The following is a 23116-nucleotide window of genomic DNA, read 5'->3' on the forward strand; positions in this document are numbered from 1 at the left end:
GTGCGCAAGCGATTCACCGCCCTGGCGGCCCCCCTGTTCCTCCTCGCCTGCGCTGCCGCGCAGGCCGACACCATGCGCTGCGGCAGCGCGCTGGTCAGCGTTGGCGACCGCGCCTTCGAAGTGCAGCAGAAATGCGGCGATCCGGATCACCGCGACGATGTCGGCTATACCCTCGGCAGCCATGATCGGCGGGAATTCAAGGTCGAGGAATGGGTATACGGACCGCGCAACGGCGTCACCTACATCCTGACCTTCGAGGCCAACAAGCTCAGACGCATCGAGTTCAAGCGTTGAGCCGCGCCCTCCTCTACGCCGGCCTTCTGGCGCTGCTGCCGCTGGCCCAGGCGCAGGCCGATTCGCTGCGCTGCGGCAGCCGGCTGGTCAGCAGCGGCGACAGCAGCAGCGATGTCCTCGAGCGCTGCGGCGAGCCACGCAGCCGCGACAGCCTGGGCTATCGCGAGGTCGTCGGCGAGTGGGGCAAGCGCTACGAGGTGGAAGTCCAGGAATGGGTCTACGGCCCATGGAACGGCATGCTGTATTTCGTCCGTTTCGAGGGCAACCGCCTCAGCGCCATCCAGAGCCGCCGGGGCAACTGAGAGCCCTCATGAAAGAAGCCCCGCCGGGCAAAACCCGGCGGGGCTTCCTTACTGCCTGGGTTACAGGCGGTCGCTGAAGTCGCGGACTTCCTGTTCGGCCCGTTCCTTGGACCATCCATAGCGTTCCTGCAGCTTGCCGACCAGGTACTCGGCATGTCCGTCGGCAGCCTGGAGATCATCGTCGGTCAGGTCGCCCCAACGCTCCTTGATCTTGCCGGTGAGTTGCTTCCACTTGCCTTTGATCACATCGGAATTCATCGGTGGTCTCCTGAGTGACGTGGGAAAAGGATCTCGTTCGGCTCGACCGTGATTATTCGACCGATTTCAGGCCGTCGGCGGAAACGGCCTTCACGCCCTTGATGCCCTTGGCGGTCTCGATCGCCAGGTCACGCTCGGCATCGCTCTTCACGTTACCGGACAGGGAAACCACACCCTTGTTGGTTTCGACCTTGATATCGACGCCACTCACGTTCTTGTTGGCGATCAGACTGGATTTCACCTTGCTGGTGATCCAGGTGTCGGAAACCGCTTCTTCGGTTTTCTGCATAGTGTCGTTGGCCGCCAGGCTGATGGGCTGGGCAGCGAACGCATTGGCCATCGAGAAGCTCAGAGCAGTGGCAGTAGCAGCGGCAATAGCGAGTTTGCTGAATTTCATCGCGGTTTCTCCTATGGATTTCGAAAAACTGCAGCCATTCCTGGCGGCAGTTGCATAAGAGATATCGCAAGCGCTGTGCCAGTTTTTTTCAAAAATAAAAACCTTTAAAAACAATAAGTTATAAAAATAGCGGAAAGCGAGACGGTTGCAGAATGCCGAATTCGCCCGGTTTCGGCTTGCAAAATGCAAGGATTCCCCGCTTCACCCGGACCGACTCCCACGGCAGAAACGAAAACAGGGCCCGAAGGCCCTGTTTCGATTCGATCGCGACTCGACTTATACGCCGGAAGCTTCGGCGGCAGCCACGTCCTTGATCGACAGCTTGATGCGACCACGGTTGTCCACGTCGAGCACCAGGACCTTCACCTCCTGGCCTTCCTGCAGCACGTCGGTGACCTTGTCGATGCGCTTGTCGCTGATCTGCGAGATGTGCACCAGGCCATCCTTGCCCGGCAGGATGTTGACGAAGGCGCCGAAATCGACGATGCGCTCGACCTTGCCGACGTAGATCTTGCCGATCTCGGCTTCCGCGGTGATCGCCAGCACGCGCTGCTTGGCGGCCTCTGCGGCTTCCTTGGTTTCGCCGTAGATCTTCACGCTGCCATCGTCCTCGATATCGATCGAGGCCTTGGTTTCTTCGCAGATCGCACGGATGGTGGCGCCACCCTTGCCGATGACGTCGCGGATCTTGTCCGAGTCGATCTTCATCTGCAGCATGGTCGGCGCGTTCTCCGACAGCTCGGCGCGCGGCCTGGCGATGACCTGGTTCATCTGGCCGAGGATGTTCAGGCGAGCTTCCAGGGCCTGGCCCAGGGCGATCTCCATGATCTCTTCGGTGATGCCGTTGATCTTGATGTCCATCTGCAGGGCGGTGACGCCCTTGTCGGTACCGGCGACCTTGAAGTCCATGTCGCCCAGGTGGTCTTCGTCACCCAGGATGTCGGTCAGGACGGCGAACTTCTCGCCTTCCTTCACCAGGCCCATCGCGATACCGGCAACCGGCGCCTTGACCGGCACGCCGGCGTCCATCAGTGCCAGCGAAGCGCCGCACACGGAAGCCATGGAGCTGGAACCGTTGGACTCGGTGATCTCGGACACCACGCGAATGGTGTAGGGGAATTCGTCCTGGGTCGGCAGCATGGCGGCGACGCCGCGACGGGCCAGGCGGCCATGGCCGATTTCACGACGGCCCGGGCTGCCCATGCGACCGCACTCGCCTACCGAGAAGGGCGGGAAGTTGTAGTGCAGCATGAAGGCGTCCTTGCGCTCGCCTTCCAGGGTGTCCAGCAGCTGGGCATCGCGGGCGGTGCCGAGGGTGGCGACGACCAGGGCCTGGGTCTCGCCGCGGGTGAACAGCGCGGAGCCGTGGGTCTTGCCGAGCACGCCGACTTCGATGCGCAGCGGACGCACGGTACGGGTGTCACGACCGTCGATGCGCGGCTTGCCATTGACGATGTTCTCGCGAACGGTGCGGTATTCCAGCAGGCCGAACACGTCCTTGACCTCGGAAGCCGGGAACTTGCCCTCTTCCTCGCCGGCGAACAGCGCCACGGCCTGGTCGCGCAGCTCGCCCAGGCGGTTGTAGCGGTCCTGCTTGATGGTGATGGTGTAGGCCTGGGAGATCGCCTCGCCCAGCTCGGCCTTGATGGCGTTGACCAGCACGGTGTTCTCGGCCGGGGCTTTCCAGTCCCAGGCCGGCTTGCCGGCTTCGGCGGCCAGTTCCTTGACGGCACGGATCACCGCCTGGAATTCGTCGTGGGCGAACAGCACGGCGCCGAGCATCTGGTCTTCGGTCAGCTCGTCGGCCTCGGACTCCACCATCAGCACCGCGTCTTCGGTACCGGCCACGACCATGTCGAGGCTGGAGCTCTGCAGTTGCTCGTAGGTCGGGTTGAGGATGTAGCCGATTTCCGGGTGGAAGCCGACGCGTGCGGCGCCGATCGGGCCGGCGAACGGAATGCCGGAGATCGCCAGGGCGGCGGAGGTGCCGATCATCGCGGCGATGTCCGGATCGGACTTCTTGTTGGTGGAAACGACGGTGCAGACGACCTGCACTTCATTCATGAAACCTTCGGGGAACAGCGGACGGATCGGACGATCGATCAGGCGCGAGGTGAGGGTTTCCTTCTCGGAAGGACGCCCTTCACGCTTGAAGAAACCGCCGGGGATACGGCCTGCCGCGTAGGTCTTTTCCTGGTAATGCACGGACAGCGGGAAGAAGTCGCGGCCCTCGGCCGGCGACTTGGCGCCGACCACGGTGACCAGCACGCTGACGTCGTCCATGGTGACCAGTACGGCGCCGGTGGCCTGGCGAGCGATACGGCCGGTCTCGAGAGTGACGGTCGACTGACCGAACTGGAATTGCTTGGTTACCGGGTTCACGGTGTCTTTACCTTCTATGTTGCCTTGGGGGAAATCGGTGGAATGCCGGGAGTCGGACCCGAATCGATTCCTAGAAAGCGCGAAGCTGGAAGCCCGACGCCGATACCCGCCTCGTGTGCGGGTACCGACGCCAGACTTCCAGCTCCTGCTTCAAGCTGCCGACCGGCGTCGCTTAGCGACGCAGACCCAGACGGCCGATGAGGGCGGTGTAACGGGATACGTCCTTGCCCTTCAGGTAGTCCAGCAGCTTACGGCGCTGGTTAACCATACGGATCAGACCACGGCGGGAATGGTGATCCTTGCCGTTGGCCTTGAAGTGATCCTGCAGCTTGTTGATGTTGGCGGACAGCAGGGCTACCTGCACTTCCGGGGAACCGGTGTCGCCTTCAGCTTGCTTGTATTCGTTAACGATCTGCGCTTTTTCTTCAACGCTCAGTGCCATGATGGGCTTCCTCTGAGTGAACAGGCCGGGAATCGCTTCCCGTGTTTTAAAAGGAGGAATGACCGTGCCTGCTGACAGCCACCCTCGTATCGGCCTTATGACCGAATCAGTCGACGCGGGGCGATACGCCCGTCGTCGGTCACTTCACCGATGCCGATGAAACGACCTGTATGATCCTGCACCCGCAACCAGCCGAACTTCGGCGCTTCCGGGGCTCGCACCGGCTGCCCGTGCAGCCAGTAGTACGCACTGTGCTCGGACAACTGCAGCACCGGCCAATGCAGCAGGCCGCTGTCTTCCGGCATCAGGAACTGGTCCAGCGCTTCCGGACCACCTTCGGCATGCACGCGCTCGAGCGTCTCGAGGGTGATCGCCTGGGCCAGGACGAACGGCCCGGCCTGGGTCCGCCGCAGTGCCGCGACGTGCGCGCCGCAGCCCAGGACCTGGCCAAGGTCCTCCACCAGCGTACGCACGTAGGTGCCTTTGCTGCAGGAAACGGCCAGGGTCGCGCAGGGCGGCTCGAAGGAGAGCAAATCCAGGCGCGTAATAGTAACAGAACGCGCCTCGCGCTCCACTACCTCTCCTGCACGAGCGAGCTTGTACAGCGGTTGCCCGTCCTTCTTCAGCGCCGAGTACATCGGCGGCACCTGCTCTATGTCGCCACGGAAGCGCGGCAGGGCCTGCTCGAGATCGTCCCGACCGACGGTCACCTCGCGCTCGGCGAGCATCTCGCCCTCGGCGTCGCCGGTGGTGGTGGTGATGCCCATGCGCATCACCGTCTCGTAGCCCTTGTCGGCATCGAGCAGGTACTGGGAGAACTTGGTCGCCTCGCCGAAGCACAGCGGCAGGACGCCGGTGGCCAGCGGATCGAGGCTGCCGGTATGGCCGGCCTTCTCGGCGTTGAGCAGCCAGCGGACTTTCTGCAGGGCCTGGTTGGAACTCATGCCGCGCGGCTTGTCGAGCACCAGGATGCCACTGATGGAACGGCGGATACGCTTCACCTGGGCCACGCTCAGTCCTCGGACTCGTCGCCGTGGCGACGGTCTTCCGCCACTGCGCGCTCGATCAGCGCGGACAGCTCGGCGCCACGACGGATGCTTTCGTCGTAGTGGAAATGCAACTGCGGCACGCTGCGCAGCTTCATCGACTTGCCGAGCAGCATGCGCAGGTAGCCCGCCGCGTCGTTGAGGATTTCCATGTTCAGGGCGACCCGCTCGGCGTCGTCCTGGCCCATGACCGTGATGAACACCTTGGCATGCGCCACGTCGCGGCTGACCTCGACACCGGTGATGGTGACCAGGCCCAGGCGCGGGTCCTTGATCTCGCGCTGGATCAGTTGGGCCAGCTCGCGTTGCATCTGATCGCCGATACGCTGGGTACGGCTGTAGTCTTTTGCCATTTTTCAACCTGCCTCCAGCGACACCCGGTCACTGGAAAAAAAAGCGACAAACGCCCGGGACAGCTGGAAGCCGGCCCGGGCGCTGTGGTTACGCACTCGCCATCAAAGGCTGCGTGCGACTTCGACCTTCTCGAACACTTCGATCTTGTCGCCGACCTTCACGTCGTTGTAGCTCTTCACGCCGATGCCGCACTCCATGCCGGCACGCACTTCGGCGACGTCGTCCTTGAAGCGACGCAGGGATTCCAGCTCGCCCTCGAAGATGACCACGTCGTCGCGCAGCACGCGGATCGGACGGTTGCGGTGCACCATGCCCTCGGTGACCATGCAGCCGGCGATCGCGCCGAACTTCGGCGAGCGGAACACGTCGCGCACTTCGGCGATGCCGAGGATGTTCTCGCGCAGGTCGCTGCCGAGCATACCGGTCAGGGCCTTCTTGACGTCTTCGATGATGTCGTAGATCACGTTGTAGTAACGCATATCCAGACCTTCGGCTTCGACGATCTTGCGCGCGCCGGCGTCGGCGCGCACGTTGAAGCCGAACAGCACCGCGTTGGAAGCCAGCGCCAGGTTGGCATCGGACTCGGTGATGCCACCGACGCCGCCGCCGACCACGCGGACCTGCACTTCGTCGTTGCCCAGGCCGCTGAGCGAGCCTTGCAGGGCCTCGAGCGAACCGCGCACATCGGCCTTGAGGACGATGTTGAGGGTCTTCTTCTCTTCCTGGCCCATGTTCTCGAAGATGTTTTCCAGCTTGCCGGCATGGGCACGCGCCAGTTTCACCTCGCGGAACTTGCCTTGACGGAACAGGGCGACTTCGCGGGCCTTCTTCTCGTCGGCGACCACGGTCATCTCGTCACCGGCGTCCGGCGTGCCGTCCAGGCCGAGGATCTCGACCGGGATCGACGGGCCGGCTTCCTTGATCGGCTTGCCGTTCTCGTCGAGCATGGCGCGGACGCGACCGTAGTTGATGCCGACCAGCACCATGTCGCCCTGACGCAGGGTACCGTCCTGGACCAGCACGGTGGCCACCGGGCCACGGCCCTTGTCCAGGCGCGACTCGACCACCACGCCACGGCCCGGGGCCGACGGAGTGGCTTTCAGTTCGAGCACTTCCGCCTGCAGCAGGACCGCTTCGAGCAGTTCATCGACGCCAGTACCGAGCTTCGCCGAAACCGGGACGAAGGGAGCGTCGCCGCCCCACTCTTCCGGGATCACGTCGAGAGCGGCCAGGCCGTTCTTGATGTTGTCCGGGTTGGCTTCGGGCTTGTCGATCTTGTTCACCGCGACCACGATCGGCACACCCGCCGCTTTCGCGTGCTGCACGGCTTCCTGGGTCTGCGGCATCACGCCGTCGTCCGCCGCGACCACCAGGATCACGATATCGGTCGCCTGGGCGCCACGGGCACGCATCGCGGTGAACGCGGCGTGGCCAGGGGTGTCCAGGAAGGTCACCATGCCACGCTCGGTTTCGACGTGGTAGGCACCGATATGCTGGGTGATGCCACCGGCCTCGCCCGCGGCGACCTTGGCGCGGCGGATGTAGTCCAGCAGCGAGGTCTTGCCGTGGTCGACGTGGCCCATCACGGTCACGACCGGCGCGCGGGTGACCGCTTCGCCTTCGAACTTGAGGGACTCGGCCAGTTGTTCTTCCAGCGCGTTCTCGCTGACCAGCTTGACCTTGTGGCCCAGCTCTTCGGCGACCAGTTGCGCGGTTTCCTGGTCCAGGACCTGGTTGATGGTCACCGGGGAGCCCATCTTGAACATGAACTTGACGACTTCGGCGCCCTTGACCGACATCTGGGCGGCCAACTCGGCTACGGTGATGGTCTCACCGATGTTCACTTCACGCACGATAGGTCCTGTCGGGTTCTGGAACCCGTGCTGGTTGCGCTTCTTCAGCTTCGACTTGCCACCACGGCCGCCACGACGGTAGCCATCGCTTTCCTCGTCGGTGCTGCGCGGGGCTACGCGCGGAGCCGGAGCCTTTTCCTTTTCCTTGACCGAAGGACGGTGCTGCGTGTGCTTGCGGTCGCGGCGCTCGTCGTCCTCGTCACGCTTGGGCACGCGACGCGGTTCTTCCTTCTTGCGCTCTTCGGCGGCGGCGGGCTTGGCCACCGGCTCGGCCGCGGCGACCTCGACGGCAGCCGCCGGCTGGGCGCTGACCGCCTCTTCCGCAGCCTTGGCACGCGCGGCTTCTTCCGCCTTGCGGGCTTCTTCCTCGGCACGCTGGCGTGCCGCAGCCTCTTCCGCCTTCAGGCGTTCGGCTTCTTCCGCGGCGCGCTGCTCCTCGAGCTCACGCTGGCGCTCGGCCTCGATCTCGTCGGGGCTGCGCTTGACGTAGGTCTTCTTCTTGCGAACTTCGACGCTCACCGTCTTGCTGCCACCGACCTTCAGGGTGGTGGTGGTCTTGCGTTGCAGGGTGATCTTGCGCGGTTCGCTGGCGCGATCGCCATGGCTGCCTTTCAGGTGGGTCAGCAGCGCTTGCTTCTCGCTATCCGTTACAACTTGTTCGGCACTGGTGTGCGGCAGACCTGCGTCACGCATCTGCAGCAGCAGGCGCTCCACCGGTGTGTCGACCACCTGGGCCAGTTCTTTCACCGTGACTTGCGTCATGCACTTCTCTCCTCAGGCCGCGACTGCTTACTCGAACCAATGGGCCCGGGCGGCCATGATCAACTTGCCGGCACGCTCTTCGTCCATGCCGTCGATGTCGAGCAGATCGTCGATCGATTGCTCGGCCAGATCTTCACGGGTGGTTACGCCACGCAGCGCCAGGTCCAGGGCCAGCTCCTTGCTCATGCCGTCGAGGCTGAGCAGGTCTTCTGCCGGTTGTGCGTCGGCGAGCTTCTCTTCGGTCGCAATGGCCTTGGTCAGCAGGCGGTCCTTGGCACGGGAGCGCAGCTCGTTGACGATGTCTTCGTCGAAGCCATCGATGCTGAGCATCTCCTCCATCGGTACGTAGGCGATTTCCTCAAGAGTCGTGAAGCCCTCTTCCACCAGTACCTGGGCCAGTTCCTCGTCGACATCCAGCTCGTCGACGAAGCGCTGCAGGATATCCCCGGTCTCGGCCTGTTGCTTGGCCTGGATATCCGCCTCGGTCATCACATTCAGGGTCCAGCCGGTCAACTGGCTGGCCAGACGGACGTTCTGGCCGCTGCGGCCGATAGCCTGGGCCAGGTTGTCCTCGGCGACGGCGATATCCATGGTATGGGTATCCTCGTCGACGATGATCGCCGCCACTTCGGCCGGAGCCATGGCGTTGATCACGAATTGCGCGGGGTTGTCGTCCCACAGGACGATGTCCACCCGCTCACCGCCGATCTCGCCGGACACCGCCTGGACGCGCGAGCCGCGCATGCCGATGCAGGCGCCCTGCGGGTCGATGCGCTTGTCCTTGGAGCGGACGGCGATCTTGGCACGCGACCCCGGATCACGGGCGGCGGCCATCACGTCGATCAGTTGTTCGGCGATTTCCGGCACTTCGATGCGGAACAGCTCGATCAGCATTTCCGGCGCGGTGCGCGACAGGACCAGCTGCGGACCGCGATTCTCGGTGCGGATTTCCTTCAGCAGGGCACGCACGCGGGTGCCGACGCGGAAAGTCTCGCGCGGAATGATCTGGTCACGGGCCAGCAGCGCCTCGGCGTTGTTGCCCAGGTCGACGATGACGTTGTCGCGGGTGACCTTCTTCACGGTACCGGAAATGATCTCGCCGACCTTCTCGCGGTAGGCGTCGACCACCTGGGCACGCTCGGCCTCGCGGACCTTCTGCACGATGACCTGCTTGGCGGTCTGCGCGGCGATGCGGCCGAACTCGATGGACTCGATCTTTTCCTCGATGACCTCGCCGACCTTGGCGCCAGGCTTCTGCTCCTGGACGTCCTCGACGGTGATCTCGGTGGCGGGGTCCTGGTAGTCCTCGTCGGCGACGACGTGCCAGCGCCGGAAGGTCTCGTAGCTGCCGTTATGACGATTGATCTCGACGCGCAGGTCGACCTCGTCCTCGAAACGTTTCTTGGTGGCGGTCGCCAGAGCCAGCTCCAGCGCCTCGAAAATCACGCCGGCCGGTACGCCCTTTTCGTTGGATACCGACTCAACAACCAGCAGTACTTCTTTGCTCATTGTACGCCTCGCCTTTCAATCCATTGGATCCGCGGATTCGCGTCTCAATCAAAACGGGGAATGATGTTGGCCTTGTCGATCGAATCGATCGGCAGCAGGTACTCGTGATCGTCCACCAGGACCACCACATCCTGCTCCTCCACACCACGGAGAATGCCTTGGTAATTGCGTCGACCCTCGTAGGGTGAACGCAGCCTGATCTTCACTTGCTCGCCGGCATGCTTGGCGAACTGTTCGAGGGTGAACAGCGGCCGATCCATGCCCGGCGAGGACACCTCGAGGGTGTACTCGCCGCTGATCGGGTCTTCGACGTCGAGAATACCGCTGACCTGCCGACTGACGGCTTCACAGTCATCGATGAGGATGCCTTCGGGGCGGTCGATATAGACGCGCAATACCGAATGACGACCCTGGGAAATGAACTCGACGCCCCAGCACTCATAGCCGAGCGCCTCGACCACAGGGGCCAGCAAGGCCTGCAACTGTTCTAGCTTGCTCGACACCTGATCGCCTCGCGTATGTCGTAGAAACAAAAAATGGGCGAAACGCCCATCCCTAAATAGCCACACGGAACCGTGGCATGGACTGTCCAGCTAACAAAAAGCCCCTATAAAGGGGCCCTGAAAAACTGGTTGCGGGGGCTGGATTTGAACCAACGACCTTCGGGTTATGAGCCCGACGAGCTACCAGACTGCTCCACCCCGCGTCAAAGCTGGTGCAAGATTATACGACCGAGACCCAGGAGGGTCAACCGAACCTTGCGGATACAAACCCCGCAGAGCGGGGGTTTGCTTATATGGTACCGAGGAGGGGACTCGAACCCCTACAGCCTATGGCCACTACCACCTCAAGGTAGCGTGTCTACCAATTCCACCACCTCGGCAGAAACTTTTCTCTTACTTCTGTTCAGGAGCCGCCGGTACATCACCTGCGCTTTCCGCAGGCTTGGACTGCTCCTGAAGTACCGGCACATCGTCAGCGGCCGGTGCTTTCTCTTGCTTCTGCTCCAGGACTGCCGGATCGGGCAGACCGATGTGTTGCAGAGCATCAGACTTCTCTTTAGCGAAGTACGCTAAGCCAAGGCTGGTCAAGAAAAAAACCGCTGCCAGTATACCAGTAATCCGACTCAAAAAGGTAGCGGAACCTTGGCTTCCGAAAACAGTTGCCGAAGCACCGGCACCGAAAGAAGCCCCTGCATCCGCGCCCTTGCCATGCTGGACGAGGATCAGGCCAACCAGACCCAACGCCATCAGCAGGTGCACGACAATTACGACCTTTTCCAGCATTTTCAGCTTCCCGCGGCACGACAGATCGCACCGAACTCATCCGCATTCAGGGAGGCCCCACCTACCAGCCCCCCATCGATATCCGGCATGCCGAACAATTCGGCTGCACTTGCCGCCTTTACGCTTCCGCCATAAAGGAGTCGCACACCTTTTGCGACCTCGGCATTTTCCGCTGCCAGTTGCGCGCGGATCGCCGCGTGCACTTCCTGGGCTTGCGCGGGGGACGCGGTCAACCCGGTCCCGATCGCCCAGACCGGCTCGTAAGCCACGACTGCGCGAGCAAAAGCTCCAACACCCAACTCGTCGATCACGCTTCCCAGCTGCCTCGCGACAACCTCCAGCGTCTTGCCCGCCTCGCGCTCCGCCCGGGTCTCCCCGACACACAGCACCGGCACCAGGCCACACGACTGAGCCGCGGCAAACTTGCGACTCACAACCTCGTCACTCTCGCCGAGAATCAGGCGACGTTCCGAGTGTCCCACCAGGACCATGCCGCAACCGGCATCCGCCAACTGACTGGGAGCTATCTCGCCGGTCAGCGCGCCTTGCATCGGCTCGACGGCGCTATTCTGCGCACCTACGCCGATCGCCTTGCCAGCCAGGCCCTGAACGACCTGACTGATGAACAAGCAAGGCGGCATCACCGCCACATCGACTCCGCTCGGCAACGCCAGCTGACGCAAGCCTTTGATCAAGTCGGCCACACTGGAATGCGTACCGTGCATTTTCCAGTTACCGGCCACCAAGGGTCGACGCATGCTGTACCTCGCGGGGCAAAGTGGGCGCAGATGTTACTCAACAGTTCCCAGACTGGCAAGCAAAATCAAGCACATACCTCAGAAACAATTTTCGCCAGCTGTTCGGCGTGCGCGCGGACCGTGGCCTCCTCGTCGCCTTCGACCATCACTCGCACCAACGGCTCGGTCCCGGACTTGCGCAGCAGGACGCGGCCGCGCCCACCCATCTGTTCGGTGACCCGCGCGCTGGCTTCCTTGACCGACGGATGCTCGAGCGGATCGCTCTCGCCCTTGAAACGCACGTTGATCAGCACCTGGGGGCACTTGCGGATGCCCTGGCGGGCCTCGGCGAGGGTCTGGCCGCGACGCTTGAGCGCCATCAGCACCTGCAGCGCGGCAATGATCGCGTCGCCCGTGGTGGTGTTCTGGCAGCAGACGATATGTCCGGAATTCTCTCCACCCAGCATCCAGTTGCGCGCCAGCAGCTCGGCCATCACATAGCGATCGCCGACCTTGGCCCGCACGAACGGGATATGCAGGTCCTGGAGCGCGAGCTCCAGACCGAGATTGCTCATCAACGTACCCACCACGCCGCCCTGGAGGCGCCCGCTTTCCTGCATGTCGCGAGCGATGAGGAAGAGCAGTTCGTCGCCATCGACGATCGCGCCGGTATGGTCGACCATCATCACCCGGTCGCCGTCGCCGTCGAAGGCGATGCCCAGGTCGGCATGATGCTCGATCACCGCCGCCTGCAGGCCGTCCAGGTGGGTGGAGCCGCACTTGTCGTTGATGTTCAGGCCGTTCGGGCTGGCCGCCAGCACGGTGACCTCCGCGCCCAGCTCGCGGAATACGTTGGGAGCGATCTTGTAGGTGGCGCCGTTGGCGCAATCGAGCACGACCTTGAGGCCGTTGAAATCAGTGCTGGTCGGCACGCTGCTCTTGCAGAACTCGATATAGCGTCCCGCCGCGTCGTTGATCCGCGAGACCTTGCCGAGACGGGCCGACTCCACCACGGTCATCGGCGCATCGAGCAACTCCTCGATCATCAGTTCCACGTCATCCGGCAGCTTGGTGCCCTGACCGGAGAAGAACTTGATGCCGTTGTCGTCGTGGGGATTGTGCGAGGCACTGATCACCACTCCGGCCTCGGCGTGGAAGGTCCGCGTCAGGTAGGCGATGCCGGGGGTCGGCATCGGGCCGAGCAGCAGGGTGTCGGCGCCGGAGGCGGAGAGCCCGGCCTCGAAGGCGGATTCGAACATGTAGCCGGAACTACGGGTATCCTTGCCGATCAGCACCCTGCAATTGCCTTGCCGGCGGAACGCCATGCCCACGGCCCAACCCAGCTTGAGGACGAAATCCGGGGTGATCGGGAACTCGCCCACACGACCGCGGATACCGTCGGTCCCAAAATATTTTCTGCTCATTTTCTTGTCTTCCGTGCTCAATCCGCCATTTCCACGGCGGAGATCATTCGCATCACGTCGACGGTCGCCGCCACGTCATGCACTCGTATTATCCGTGCGCCCCTGGCCAGCGCCAGGGCGGCGAGGGCCAGGCTGCCGTAGAGGCGTTCATCGACCTCCCGACCCAGCACCTTGCCGATCATGCTCTTGCGCGAAACCCCGACCAGCAGCGGCAAGCCCATGCCATGGAGAACCTCCATGTGCTTGAACAGCACCAGGTTGTGCTCCAGCGTCTTGGCGAAACCGAATCCCGGGTCCAGCAGCAACCGCTGCCGGTCGATCCCGGCCGCCACGCAGGCATCCACCCGCTCGCGCAGGAACAGCCCGACCTCGGCCACCACGTCCTGGTAGACAGGCGCGTCCTGCATGGTCTGCGGCTCGCCACGCATATGCATGAGGCAGACCGCCAGACCGGTATCCAGCGCAGCATCCAGCGCGCCGTCGCGCTGCAGCGATCGGACGTCGTTGATCAGACCGGCGCCGAGACGGGCGGTTTCACGCATGACCGCGGGCGTAGAGGTATCCACCGAGATCACCACATCGAGTTCGCGGGCGATGCGTTCGACCACCGGAGCGACCCGCTCCAGTTCCTCCGTTGGCGACACATGGCGGGCGCCTGGCCGGGTCGACTCGCCGCCGACGTCGATCAGCGTCGCGCCTTCACGAACCATCCGCTCGGCGTGTCGCAGGGCATCGTCCAGGCGACCGAAACGGCCGCCATCGGAAAAGGAATCGGGAGTGACATTGAGGATGCCCATGACATGCGGGCGGGACAAATCAAGAACCCGACTGCCGCAAGGCAGTCGGGTCGGGTATTGCGGGTTGCTCATTCAGGGCTCTCAGTGCTCGCCGGCTGGCCCACCGATGGGAGGGGTGTTCTCGCGGCGGCCCGACTCTTCCAGGTTGGCCGGCGGGGTGCCGGTGCCCGAACCACCCTGCCAGTCGCGCGGCTCGCGCGGCACCCGCCCGGCCATGATGTCGTCGATCTGGTCGGAGTCGATGGTCTCGTACTTCATCAGCGCGTCGGCCATCATCTCCAGTTTGTCGCGGTTCTCGTCGAGCAGACGCTTGGCGGTACCGTAGCAGTCGTCGATGATGCGCCGGACCTCCTGGTCGATCATCTTGGCGGTCTCGCCCGACACGTTGGCGTGCTGGCTGCCGGCGCTGCGGCCGAGGAACACCTCGCCCTCCTCTTCCGCATACATCAGCGGACCGAGCTTCTCCGACAGGCCCCACTTGGTCACCATGTTCCGTGCCAACTGGGTGGCGCGCATGATGTCGTTGGAGGCGCCGGTGGTGACGCCTTCGAAGCCAAGGGTCATCTCTTCCGCGATACGCCCGCCGAACAGCGAGCAGATCTGGCTTTCCAGCGCGCGCTTGGACAGGCTGTAGCGATCCTCTTCCGGCAGGAACATGGTCACGCCCAGGGCGCGACCGCGCGGAATGATGGACACCTTGTAAACCGGGTCGTGCTCCGGCACCAGACGACCGACGATGGCGTGGCCGGCCTCGTGGTAGGCAGTGTTGCGCTTCTCCTTCTCGGACATGACCATGGTCTTGCGCTCGGCGCCCATCATGATCTTGTCCTTGGCCAGCTCGAATTCACGCATGTCGACGATGCGCTTGTTGGAGCGCGCGGCGAACAGCGAGGCCTCGTTGACCAGGTTGGCCAGGTCGGCGCCGGAGAAACCGGGCGTACCGCGGGCGATGACGGCGGGGTCGACATGGTCGCCCAGCGGCACCTTGCGCATGTGCACCTTGAGGATCTGCTCGCGGCCGCGGATATCCGGCAGGCCGACCACCACCTGGCGGTCGAAGCGGCCCGGGCGCAGCAGCGCCGGGTCGAGCACGTCCGGACGGTTGGTCGCGGCGATGACGATGATGCCATCGTTCATCTCGAAGCCGTCCATCTCAACCAGCAACTGGTTCAGGGTCTGCTCGCGCTCGTCGTGACCGCCGCCCAGGCCGGCGCCACGATGGCGGCCGACGGCGTCGATCTCGTCGATGAAGATGATGCACGGCGCGTGCTTCTTGGCCTGGTCGAACATGTCGCGGACACGGGAGGCGCCCACGCCGACGAACATCTCGACGAAGTCGGAACCGGAAATGGTGAAGAACGGCACCTTGGCTTCGCCGGCGATGGCCTTGGCCAGCAGGGTCTTGCCGGTACCGGGCGGACCGACCATCAGCACGCCGCGCGGGATACGGCCACCCAGGCGCTGGAACTTGCCCGGATCGCGCAGGAACTCGACCAGCTCGCTGACCTCTTCCTTGGCCTCGTCGCAACCGGCGACGTCGGCGAAGGTGGTCTTGACCTGGTCCTCGGACAACAGGCGCGCCTTGCTCTTGCCGAAACTCATCGGGCCGCCGCGGCCACCGCCGCCGCCCTGCATCTGGCGCATGAAGAACATGAAGACGGCGATGATCACCAGGATCGGGAAGCTGGCGACCAGCAACTGGGTCCAGATGCTCTGCTGCTCGGGCTGTTTGCCCTCGACCACGACGTTGTTGTTGACCAGGTCGCCGATCAGGCCGTTGTCCTGGATCGCCGGGCGGATGGTCTTGAAGGTGTCGCCGTCGCTACGCTTGCCGGTGATGACATAGCCATCCACGGTCACTCGCTCGACCTTGCCATCCTTGACCTGCTGGATGAAGTCCGAGTAGTTCAGCGTCTGTGGCTCGCTCGGGCTCGAGAAATTGTTCATCACGGTCACCAGTACCGCCGCGATGATCAGCCACAGAATCAGATTCTTTGCCATGTCGTTCAATTGACTACCCTCTGAAGCCGGCTCCGTCCTGGAAACCGCTTCACACGACGGCCAGACTCCTTCCGGCCAAAAGTACTACACAAGCACCTACGCACGCAGGCGTTGTCTGTAACCCTTTATGAACCCTCGCCCGTCCCGGCACAACAGGTCATCGACCAATAGACAGGCTATAGGGTCAATCATTCCAGTCTATTCCCCACGAAAGCCGCGTGCGAGCAGATACTGCTCCCGCGAACGGTCACGCGACGACAGGGGCTTGCGCATCTGTACCTTGTCGAACATTTCCCGGGCCTGCTTGTGGTACTGGTCGAAACCTTCGCCCTGGAAAATCTTGATCAGGAAATCGCCGCCCGGCCGCAACACCCGGCCAGCCAGGTCCAGCGCCAGCTCGCAGAGATACATGGCGCGCGGTTGGTCGGCAGCCCGCACCCCACTCATATTGGGGGCCATATCGGAAATCACAAGGTCCACCGGATGCTCGCCGATCGCCTCGAGGATCCGCGCGAACACCGCGTCCTCGGTGAAGTCGCCCTGGATGAAGGTGACGTCGGGGATGCTGTCCATCTCCAGGATGTCCGAGGCGATCAGCCGGCCGCGGTCGCCGATCACCCGGCTGGTGACCTGCGACCAGCCGCCCGGGGCCGCGCCGAGGTCGACCACGGTCATGCCCGGACGCAGGATGCGGTCCTTTTCCTGGATTTCCAGCAGCTTGTAGCTGGCGCGCGAGCGATAGCCGTCGCGCTGGGCCATCTTCACGTAGGGATCGTCGAAATGTTCTTTCAGCCAGCGCTGGCTGGTTTTGGAGCGGGCCACGGAATACCTCTTCGGGCACCCCCGGTCGGCGGGGGCAGCATCACTTGGACTAAATCTGGGGTAAAATAGACGACTTTTTCCCAGGGGTCTGATTATGGCGCTCACTCAAGAGCAGAAGAAACAGTTCAAATCTATCGGTCACCACCTGAAACCGGTATTGATCGTAGCCGAGAACGGCTTGACCGAAGGCGTCCTCGCCGAACTCGAGCGCGCACTCAACGATCACGAACTGATCAAGGTGAAGCTGGCGCTGGCCGAGCGCGACGACCGCCGCGCCCTGCTCGACGAACTCTGCGCGCAGTCGCGCAGCGACCTGGTGCAGAGCATCGGCAAGATGGCGCTGGTCTACCGGAAGAACCCGAAGCCGAACAAGAACCTCTCCAACATCAGCCGCTTCGCCGGCATCTGATGTCTCTTCGAGCCAAGGTCGGGATGCTTCCCGACCTGGTTCAGACGCTCTCCTCGTCCCGCCCCGGCACCGGTTGCAATACCAGCAACAGGCCGCACATCGCCACCGCCAGATAGTTGAACAGCAGCCAGCGCGCCGCATCGGGTGCCATGCCGCGCACCAGGAAATACGCCAGGCTGAGCGCCACCACGGCGAGCAGCAACTGCCCCCGAAGGTCGCGCCACAGGCTCATCGGCCCATGACTGGAGACCAGCACCAGCGCCTGCAGTACCGCGCAGAAGCCGGCGAAGCCGATCAGCAGCGGGGTCAGTGCCGCGGCCACGGTTTCCACAAGCAGGGGCGCCAGCCCGGTCTTGCCGAGCGCCGGCAAGACCACGAATTGCAGCAACCAGAGGCCGCCGACCCAGAACGTCTGGGCCAGCAGCCAACTGATCGCGCCCGCGCGCAACGGAGCGCGCTTAGATATGGCGAACCTCGACGATCTCGTACTCGACATCGCCGCCCGGGGTCCTCACCAGCACGGCATCCCCCTCGGTCTTGCCGATCAGTGCACGGGCGATCGGCGAGTTCACCGAGATCTTGCCGCCCTTGATGTCGGCCTCGTCGTCGCCGACGATCTGGTAGGTCACGGTCTCGTCGGTCTCGACGTTGGCGATGTCGACGGTGGTGCCGAAGATCACCTTGCCGCTGTGCGGGATCGCGGTGACATCGATGACCTGGGCGTTGGACAGCTTGGCCTCGATGTCGCGGATGCGCGCCTCGACCATGCCCTGCTGCTCGCGTGCCGCGTGGTACTCGGCGTTTTCCTTGAGGTCACCCAGTTCGCGCGCTTCGGCGATGGCCTGGCTGATCTGCGGGCGCAGCACGCCCTTCAGGTGTTTCACTTCTTCTTCCAGGGCGCGGGCGCCCTGGACGGTCATGGGGAACTTGCTCATGCCTTGATTCCTGCGTGGAGATCCTGCAGGCGCCGAACGGTCTTCTCGGGACCGAACTTGAGCGCCTCACAGATCGCCTGCCCACCCGCGATGGTGGTGGTGCAGCAGATCTTGTGCTGCAGGGCGTTTCGACGAATGGAGTAGGAGTCAGCGATGGATTGCCGACCCTCGGTGGTGTTGATGATCAGGGTGACTTCGTCATTCTTGATCATGTCCACCACGTGCGGACGGCCCTCGGTCACCTTGTTCACGCGACGCACCGGCAGGCCCGCGGCCTCGATGACGCGCGCGGTGCCGGCGGTGGCCACCACCTCGAAGCCCAGCGCGACCAGGTCGCCGGCCACCTGGGCGGCGAACGGCTTGTCGTCTTCGCGGACGCTGATGAAGGCGCAACCGGCGGTCGGGAGGATTTCGCTGGCCCCCAACTGAGCCTTGGCAAAGGCTTCGGCAAAGCTATCACCGACGCCCATCACTTCACCAGTGGACTTCATTTCCGGGCCGAGGATCGGATCGACGCCGGGGAACTTGGCGAACGGGAACACCGCTTCCTTGACGCTGAAGAACGGCGGGATGATTTCCTGGGTGAAGCCGACCTCGGCCAGGGTCTTGCCGGCCATGACGCGGGCGGCGACCTTGGCCAGCGACTCGCCGACGCACTTGGAGACGAACGGCACGGTGCGCGAGGCGCGCGGGTTGACCTCGATGACGAAGATATCCTCGCCCTGCACCGCCATCTGCACGTTCATCAGGCCGACCACGCCCAGCTCCAGGGCCATTTTCTTGACCTGCTCGCGGATCTCGTCCTGGATGTGCTGCGGCAGCGAGTACGGCGGCAGCGAACAGGCGGAGTCGCCGGAGTGCACGCCAGCCTGCTCGATGTGCTGCATGATCGCGCCGATCACCACGATCTCGCCGTCGCATACCGCGTCGATGTCGACCTCGATGGCGCAGTTGAGGAAGTGGTCGAGCAGCACCGGGCTGTCATTGGAAACCTGCACCGCCTCGCGCATGTAGCGCTTGAGCTCTTCTTCCTGGTAGACGATTTCCATCGCCCGCCCTCCCAATACGTAGGAGGGGCGCACCACCAGCGGATAGCCGATGGCCTTGGACGCGGCCAGCGCCTCGTCTTCGCTGCGCGCGGTGGCGTTGGCCGGCTGGCGCAGGTTCAGGCGCTGGACCATCTGCTGGAAGCGCTCGCGGTCTTCGGCACGGTCGATGGCGTCCGGGCTGGTGCCGATGATCGGCACGCCGGCCTCTTCCAGGGCGCGGCAGAGCTTCAGCGGGGTCTGCCCGCCGTACTGGACGATCACGCCCTTGGGCTGCTCGACGCGGACGATCTCGAGGACGTCCTCGAGGGTCACCGGCTCGAAGTACAGGCGGTCGGAAGTGTCGTAGTCGGTGGAGACGGTCTCCGGGTTGCAGTTGACCATGATGGTCTCGTAGCCGTCTTCGCGCATCGCCAGCGCCGCGTGCACGCAGCAGTAGTCGAACTCGATGCCCTGGCCGATACGGTTCGGACCGCCGCCGAGGATCATGATCTTCTCGCGGTTCGACGGGTTGGCCTCGCACTCTTCCTCGTAGGTCGAGTACATGTAGGCGGTGTCGGTGGCGAACTCGGCGGCGCAGGTATCGACGCGCTTGTAGACCGGCAGCACCTTCAGCTTGTGGCGATGGCTGCGCAGGTTCTTCTCGGTGACGCCGAGCAGCTTGGCCAGGCGCGCATCGGAGAAGCCCTTGCGCTTGAGCTTGTACATCAGCTCGCGATCGATGGAGGACAGGCCGAGGGTCTTGACCTTCTCCTCATCCTTGACCAGGTCCTCGATCTGCACCAGGAACCATTCGTCGATGCGGGTCAGCTCGAACACTTCCTCGACACTCTTGCCGGCGCGGAAGGCGTCGGCGACGTACCAGACGCGCTCGGCGCTGGGCACGGTCAGCTCGCGCTTGAGGATGCTCTGGGCTTCCGGGTCGTTCAGGTCGAGCTTCGGGTCGAAGCCGGTGGCACCGACTTCCAGGCCGCGCAGGGCTTTCTGCACCGACTCCTGGAAGGTCCGGCCGATGGCCATGACTTCGCCGACCGACTTCATCTGGGTGGTCAGGCGGGCGTCGGCCTTCGGGAACTTCTCGAAGGCGAAACGCGGGATCTTGGTCACCACGTAGTCGATGGCCGGCTCGAACGACGCCGGGGTGCGACCGCCGGTGATGTCGTTCTGCAGTTCGTCGAGGGTGTAGCCGACCGCCAGCTTGGCGGCGATCTTGGCGATCGGGAAACCGGTGGCCTTGGAGGCCAGGGCCGAGGAGCGGGAAACCCGCGGGTTCATCTCGATCACCACCATGCGCCCGGTGTTCGGACAGATGCCGAACTGCACGTTGGAACCGCCGGTTTCCACGCCGATCTCGCGCAGCACCGCCAGAGAGGCGTTGCGCATGATCTGGTATTCCTTGTCGGTCAGGGTCTGCGCCGGCGCCACGGTGATCGAGTCACCGGTGTGCACGCCCATCGGGTCGAAGTTCTCGATGGAGCAGACGATGATGCAGTTGTCCTTCTTGTCGCGGACCACCTCCATCTCGTATTCCTTCCAGCCGATCAGCGACTCGTCGATCAGCAGCTCGTTGGTCGGCGACAGGTCGAGGCCACGGGCGCAGATCTCTTCGAACTCTTCACGGTTGTAGGCGATACCGCCGCCGGTGCCGCCCATGGTGAAGGACGGCCGGATGATGCAGGGGAAGCCGACCTGCTCGAGCACGCCATAGGCCTCTTCCATGCTGTGGGCGATGCCCGAGCGCGGACAGGCCAGGCCGATGTCCTTCATCGCCCTGTCGAAGCGCGAGCGGTCCTCGGCCTTGTCGATGGTGTCGGCGTTGGCGCCGATCATCTCGACGCCGAACTTCTCCAGCACGCCATGGCGCTCCAGGTCCAGGGCGCAGTTCAGCGCGGTCTGCCCGCCCATGGTCGGCAGCAGCGCGTCGGGGCGTTCCTTCTCGATGATCTTGGCCACGGTGGCCCACTTGATCGGCTCGATGTAGGTGGCGTCGGCCATCGCCGGGTCGGTCATGATGGTCGCGGGGTTGGAGTTCACCAGGATGACGCGGTAGCCCTCCTCGCGCAGGGCCTTGCAGGCCTGGGCGCCGGAGTAGTCGAATTCGCAGGCCTGGCCAATCACGATGGGGCCGGCACCGAGGATCAGGATGCTCTTTATGTCTGTACGTTTTGGCATGGGACTCTCGTTGCAATAATCAGGACAGGGTTGCGGTGGCCAGCTTCACACCAAAGCCGACGAACAGGGCGCCGACGCCCGAAGTGGCGCCGGCAGCCAGCCGTTGCCGCCGGCGGAACCAGGCCGCCAGCCGCACACCGGTGAAAATCAGGAAGCTCAGGTAAAGGGCGCTGACCAGTTCCAGGATCACCGCCAGCACCAGGAACGACAGGCCCGGGTAGGCATAGCCGGGATCGACGAACTGGATGAAGAAGGAGATGAAGAACAGGATCGCCTTGGGGTTCGACAGACTGAGCAGCAGCGCCTTGCGGAACGGCTGGTGGACATCCACCTGTTCCGCCTGCGCCGCCGTCGCCTCGGGGTTGCGCAGCTTGCGCCAGGCGCCCCGCAGCATGCCGACGCCGAGATAGAACAGGTAGGCCGCACCGAGGTACTTCAGGCCGACGAACAGCATCGGCTCGGCCTTCAGCAGGGACGCCACGCCGAGGGCCGACAGCAGCATCAGCAGCGCGTCGCCGAGGAACACTCCGCAGGCGGCCCGGTAACCGGTCGCCACGCCACGCTGGGCCGAGGTCGCGAGGACGAACAACGAGTTCGGTCCGGGCAACAGGATCACGAAAACCACACCCAGCACGTAGGTCCAGAAATCGGTTATCCCCAGGGTCGGCATGGCTCTGCTCCTCAGCGGCGCTCGGCCATCGCCGAGATGAAGCGGTCGAACAACGGGGCGACGTCGTGCGGGCCAGGACTGGCCTCGGGGTGGCCCTGGAAGCTGAAGGCGACCTTGTCGGTGCGCTCGATGCCTTGCAGGGTGCCGTCGAACAGCGACTTGTGGGTGGCGCGCAGGTTGCCCGGCAGGGTCGTCTCGTCGACCGCGAAGCCATGGTTCTGGCTGGTGATCATCACCACGCCGCTGTCCAGGTCCTGCACCGGATGGTTGGCGCCGTGGTGGCCGTGGCCCATCTTCAGGGTCTTGGCGCCGGAAGCCAGGGCCAGCAACTGGTGGCCGAGGCAGATGCCGAACACCGGGATCTCGGTATCGAGGAACTCGCGGATCGCCTGGATCGCGTAGTCGCACGGCTCGGGATCGCCGGGGCCGTTGGAAAGGAAGATGCCGTCCGGGTTCAGCGCCAGCACTTCGCTGGCCGGCGTCTGCGCCGGCACCACGGTCAGGCGGCAGCCGCGCGCCACCAGCATGCGCAGGATGTTCAGCTTGACGCCGTAGTCATAGGCCACCACATGGTACGGCAGCTCTCCGGCCGGGATCTCCGGGTGGCTGTCGTTTTCCAGGTTCCAGACGCTGGAGCGCCATTCGTAGCGCTCGGTGGTGCTGACTTCCTTGGCCAGGTCCATGCCCTTCAGGCCGGGGAAGGCGCGAGCCAGTTCCAGCGCGCGCTCCTCGGTAGCGTCGGCACCGGCCAGGATGCAGCCGTTCTGCGAACCCTTCTCGCGGAGGATGCGGGTCAGGCGACGAGTGTCGATGCCGGCGATGGCGACGGTGCCGTTGGCTTTCAGGTAGTCAGGCAGCGACTGCTGGCTGCGCCAGTTGCTGGCGATCAGCGGCAGGTCGCGGATGATCAGGCCGGCGGCCCAGACGCGGTTGGCCTCGGCGTCTTCCGGGGTGGTGCCGGTATTGCCGATGTGCGGGTAGGTCAGGGTGACGATCTGCTGGGCGTAGGAAGGATCGGTGAGGATTTCCTGGTAGCCGGTCATGGCGGTGTTGAACACCACCTCGCCAACGGTCTGGCCGTCGGCACCGATGGCTTCACCGCGAAAAATGCTGCCGTCGGCAAGTGCAAGTATGGCTGGCTTAGTCAAGAAGACCTCCCGTAAATCAAGCCTGACTGGTCGCGCAGGTGTAAAAAAGCGGGATGACACCGTGAAGAGT

The 23116-nt window shown here is 63.9% G+C and carries 23 protein-coding genes and 2 tRNA genes; 3 read left to right on the forward strand and 22 right to left on the reverse strand.

Annotated features, from left to right (window positions below):
* Positions 1 to 294, forward strand: a complete 294-nt coding sequence (locus PSPA7_RS26025) for a DUF2845 domain-containing protein (protein WP_012077487.1) — start codon at positions 1 to 3, stop codon at positions 292 to 294.
* The gene (locus PSPA7_RS26030) at positions 291 to 596 is read left to right on the forward strand and encodes a DUF2845 domain-containing protein (protein ID WP_003148743.1); all 306 of its coding nucleotides are present in this window, start codon (positions 291 to 293) and stop codon (positions 594 to 596) included. The genes PSPA7_RS26025 and PSPA7_RS26030 overlap by 4 nt, the downstream gene beginning before the upstream one ends.
* Positions 597 to 656: 60 nt before the next feature.
* On the opposite strand, the gene PSPA7_RS26035 is transcribed toward PSPA7_RS26030, so the two are convergent.
* From PSPA7_RS26035 to rlmE, 17 genes are all read right to left on the reverse strand, one after another.
* Positions 657 to 854, reverse strand: a complete 198-nt coding sequence (locus PSPA7_RS26035) for a CsbD family protein (RefSeq protein ID WP_003095174.1) — start codon at positions 852 to 854, stop codon at positions 657 to 659.
* A gap of 52 nt (positions 855 to 906) precedes the next feature.
* Positions 907 to 1251, reverse strand: a complete 345-nt coding sequence (locus PSPA7_RS26040; RefSeq protein WP_003095177.1) for a BON domain-containing protein — start codon at positions 1249 to 1251, stop codon at positions 907 to 909.
* A gap of 276 nt (positions 1252 to 1527) precedes the next feature.
* Positions 1528 to 3633: a polyribonucleotide nucleotidyltransferase gene (pnp, locus tag PSPA7_RS26045; protein WP_003148740.1), complete on the reverse strand. Its 2106-nt coding sequence runs from the start codon at positions 3631 to 3633 to the stop codon at positions 1528 to 1530.
* Positions 3634 to 3805: 172 nt separating this feature from the next.
* The gene (gene rpsO / locus PSPA7_RS26050) at positions 3806 to 4075 is read right to left on the reverse strand and encodes a 30S ribosomal protein S15 (protein WP_003095184.1); all 270 of its coding nucleotides are present in this window, start codon (positions 4073 to 4075) and stop codon (positions 3806 to 3808) included.
* 95 nt (positions 4076 to 4170) lie between these two features.
* Positions 4171 to 5085 carry a tRNA pseudouridine(55) synthase TruB gene (gene truB, locus PSPA7_RS26055; RefSeq protein ID WP_003148738.1) on the reverse strand — a complete coding sequence of 305 codons (915 nt, stop codon included), beginning with the start codon at positions 5083 to 5085 and terminating at the stop codon, positions 4171 to 4173.
* A gap of 2 nt (positions 5086 to 5087) precedes the next feature.
* The gene (gene rbfA, locus PSPA7_RS26060; RefSeq protein ID WP_003148736.1) at positions 5088 to 5474 is read right to left on the reverse strand and encodes a 30S ribosome-binding factor RbfA; all 387 of its coding nucleotides are present in this window, start codon (positions 5472 to 5474) and stop codon (positions 5088 to 5090) included.
* Between the two features lie 102 nt (positions 5475 to 5576).
* Positions 5577 to 8090, reverse strand: coding sequence for a translation initiation factor IF-2 (infB, locus tag PSPA7_RS26065; RefSeq protein WP_003148734.1), 2514 nt, complete (start codon positions 8088 to 8090; stop codon positions 5577 to 5579).
* Between the two features lie 27 nt (positions 8091 to 8117).
* On the reverse strand, positions 8118 to 9599 hold the full coding sequence (gene nusA / locus PSPA7_RS26070; protein WP_003095192.1) for a transcription termination factor NusA: 1482 nt from the start codon (positions 9597 to 9599) through the stop codon (positions 8118 to 8120).
* A 44-nt stretch (positions 9600 to 9643) separates the two neighbouring features.
* On the reverse strand, positions 9644 to 10102 hold the full coding sequence (gene rimP / locus PSPA7_RS26075) for a ribosome maturation factor RimP (RefSeq protein WP_003095193.1): 459 nt from the start codon (positions 10100 to 10102) through the stop codon (positions 9644 to 9646).
* A 126-nt stretch (positions 10103 to 10228) separates the two neighbouring features.
* Positions 10229 to 10305 (reverse strand) — tRNA-Met (locus PSPA7_RS26080).
* A gap of 91 nt (positions 10306 to 10396) precedes the next feature.
* Positions 10397 to 10482, reverse strand: a tRNA-Leu gene (locus tag PSPA7_RS26085).
* Between the two features lie 13 nt (positions 10483 to 10495).
* A complete protein-coding gene (gene secG, locus PSPA7_RS26090) occupies positions 10496 to 10885 on the reverse strand; it encodes a preprotein translocase subunit SecG (protein WP_003095194.1) in 390 nt (129 codons plus the stop codon).
* A 2-nt stretch (positions 10886 to 10887) separates the two neighbouring features.
* On the reverse strand, positions 10888 to 11643 hold the full coding sequence (gene tpiA, locus PSPA7_RS26095) for a triose-phosphate isomerase (RefSeq protein ID WP_003148731.1): 756 nt from the start codon (positions 11641 to 11643) through the stop codon (positions 10888 to 10890).
* A 65-nt stretch (positions 11644 to 11708) separates the two neighbouring features.
* Positions 11709 to 13046, reverse strand: coding sequence for a phosphoglucosamine mutase (gene glmM / locus PSPA7_RS26100; protein ID WP_012077489.1), 1338 nt, complete (start codon positions 13044 to 13046; stop codon positions 11709 to 11711).
* A gap of 17 nt (positions 13047 to 13063) precedes the next feature.
* A complete protein-coding gene (folP, locus tag PSPA7_RS26105; RefSeq protein ID WP_012077490.1) occupies positions 13064 to 13915 on the reverse strand; it encodes a dihydropteroate synthase in 852 nt (283 codons plus the stop codon).
* Between the two features lie 9 nt (positions 13916 to 13924).
* The gene (gene ftsH / locus PSPA7_RS26110; RefSeq protein ID WP_003095200.1) at positions 13925 to 15844 is read right to left on the reverse strand and encodes an ATP-dependent zinc metalloprotease FtsH; all 1920 of its coding nucleotides are present in this window, start codon (positions 15842 to 15844) and stop codon (positions 13925 to 13927) included.
* Positions 15845 to 16042: 198 nt separating this feature from the next.
* Positions 16043 to 16666 carry a 23S rRNA (uridine(2552)-2'-O)-methyltransferase RlmE gene (gene rlmE, locus PSPA7_RS26115; protein WP_003148724.1) on the reverse strand — a complete coding sequence of 208 codons (624 nt, stop codon included), beginning with the start codon at positions 16664 to 16666 and terminating at the stop codon, positions 16043 to 16045.
* A gap of 94 nt (positions 16667 to 16760) precedes the next feature.
* Here rlmE and yhbY point away from each other — a divergent pair, with 94 nt between their 5' ends.
* A complete protein-coding gene (yhbY, locus tag PSPA7_RS26120) occupies positions 16761 to 17075 on the forward strand; it encodes a ribosome assembly RNA-binding protein YhbY (RefSeq protein WP_003095204.1) in 315 nt (104 codons plus the stop codon).
* A 40-nt stretch (positions 17076 to 17115) separates the two neighbouring features.
* On the opposite strand, the gene PSPA7_RS26125 is transcribed toward yhbY, so the two are convergent.
* Genes PSPA7_RS26125 through carA form a run of 5 tightly spaced genes read right to left on the reverse strand, consistent with a single transcriptional unit; the run spans position 17116 to position 23046 of the window.
* Entirely contained in the window at positions 17116 to 17523 is a 408-nt protein-coding gene (locus PSPA7_RS26125) for a hypothetical protein (protein WP_012077491.1), read from the reverse strand.
* A 10-nt stretch (positions 17524 to 17533) separates the two neighbouring features.
* Complete coding sequence (gene greA / locus PSPA7_RS26130) at positions 17534 to 18010, reverse strand: transcription elongation factor GreA (protein ID WP_003095206.1); 477 nt, start codon at positions 18008 to 18010, stop codon at positions 17534 to 17536.
* Complete coding sequence (gene carB / locus PSPA7_RS26135) at positions 18007 to 21228, reverse strand: carbamoyl-phosphate synthase large subunit (RefSeq protein ID WP_003148721.1); 3222 nt, start codon at positions 21226 to 21228, stop codon at positions 18007 to 18009. The genes greA and carB overlap by 4 nt, the downstream gene beginning before the upstream one ends.
* A gap of 19 nt (positions 21229 to 21247) precedes the next feature.
* The gene (leuE, locus tag PSPA7_RS26140) at positions 21248 to 21898 is read right to left on the reverse strand and encodes a leucine efflux protein LeuE (protein WP_012077492.1); all 651 of its coding nucleotides are present in this window, start codon (positions 21896 to 21898) and stop codon (positions 21248 to 21250) included.
* A gap of 11 nt (positions 21899 to 21909) precedes the next feature.
* The gene (gene carA, locus PSPA7_RS26145) at positions 21910 to 23046 is read right to left on the reverse strand and encodes a glutamine-hydrolyzing carbamoyl-phosphate synthase small subunit (RefSeq protein ID WP_012077493.1); all 1137 of its coding nucleotides are present in this window, start codon (positions 23044 to 23046) and stop codon (positions 21910 to 21912) included.
* Positions 23047 to 23116: the final 70 nt, after the last annotated feature.

The organism is Pseudomonas paraeruginosa PA7 (assembly GCF_000017205.1).
GTDB classification, from domain to species: Bacteria; Pseudomonadota; Gammaproteobacteria; order Pseudomonadales; family Pseudomonadaceae; genus Pseudomonas; species Pseudomonas paraeruginosa.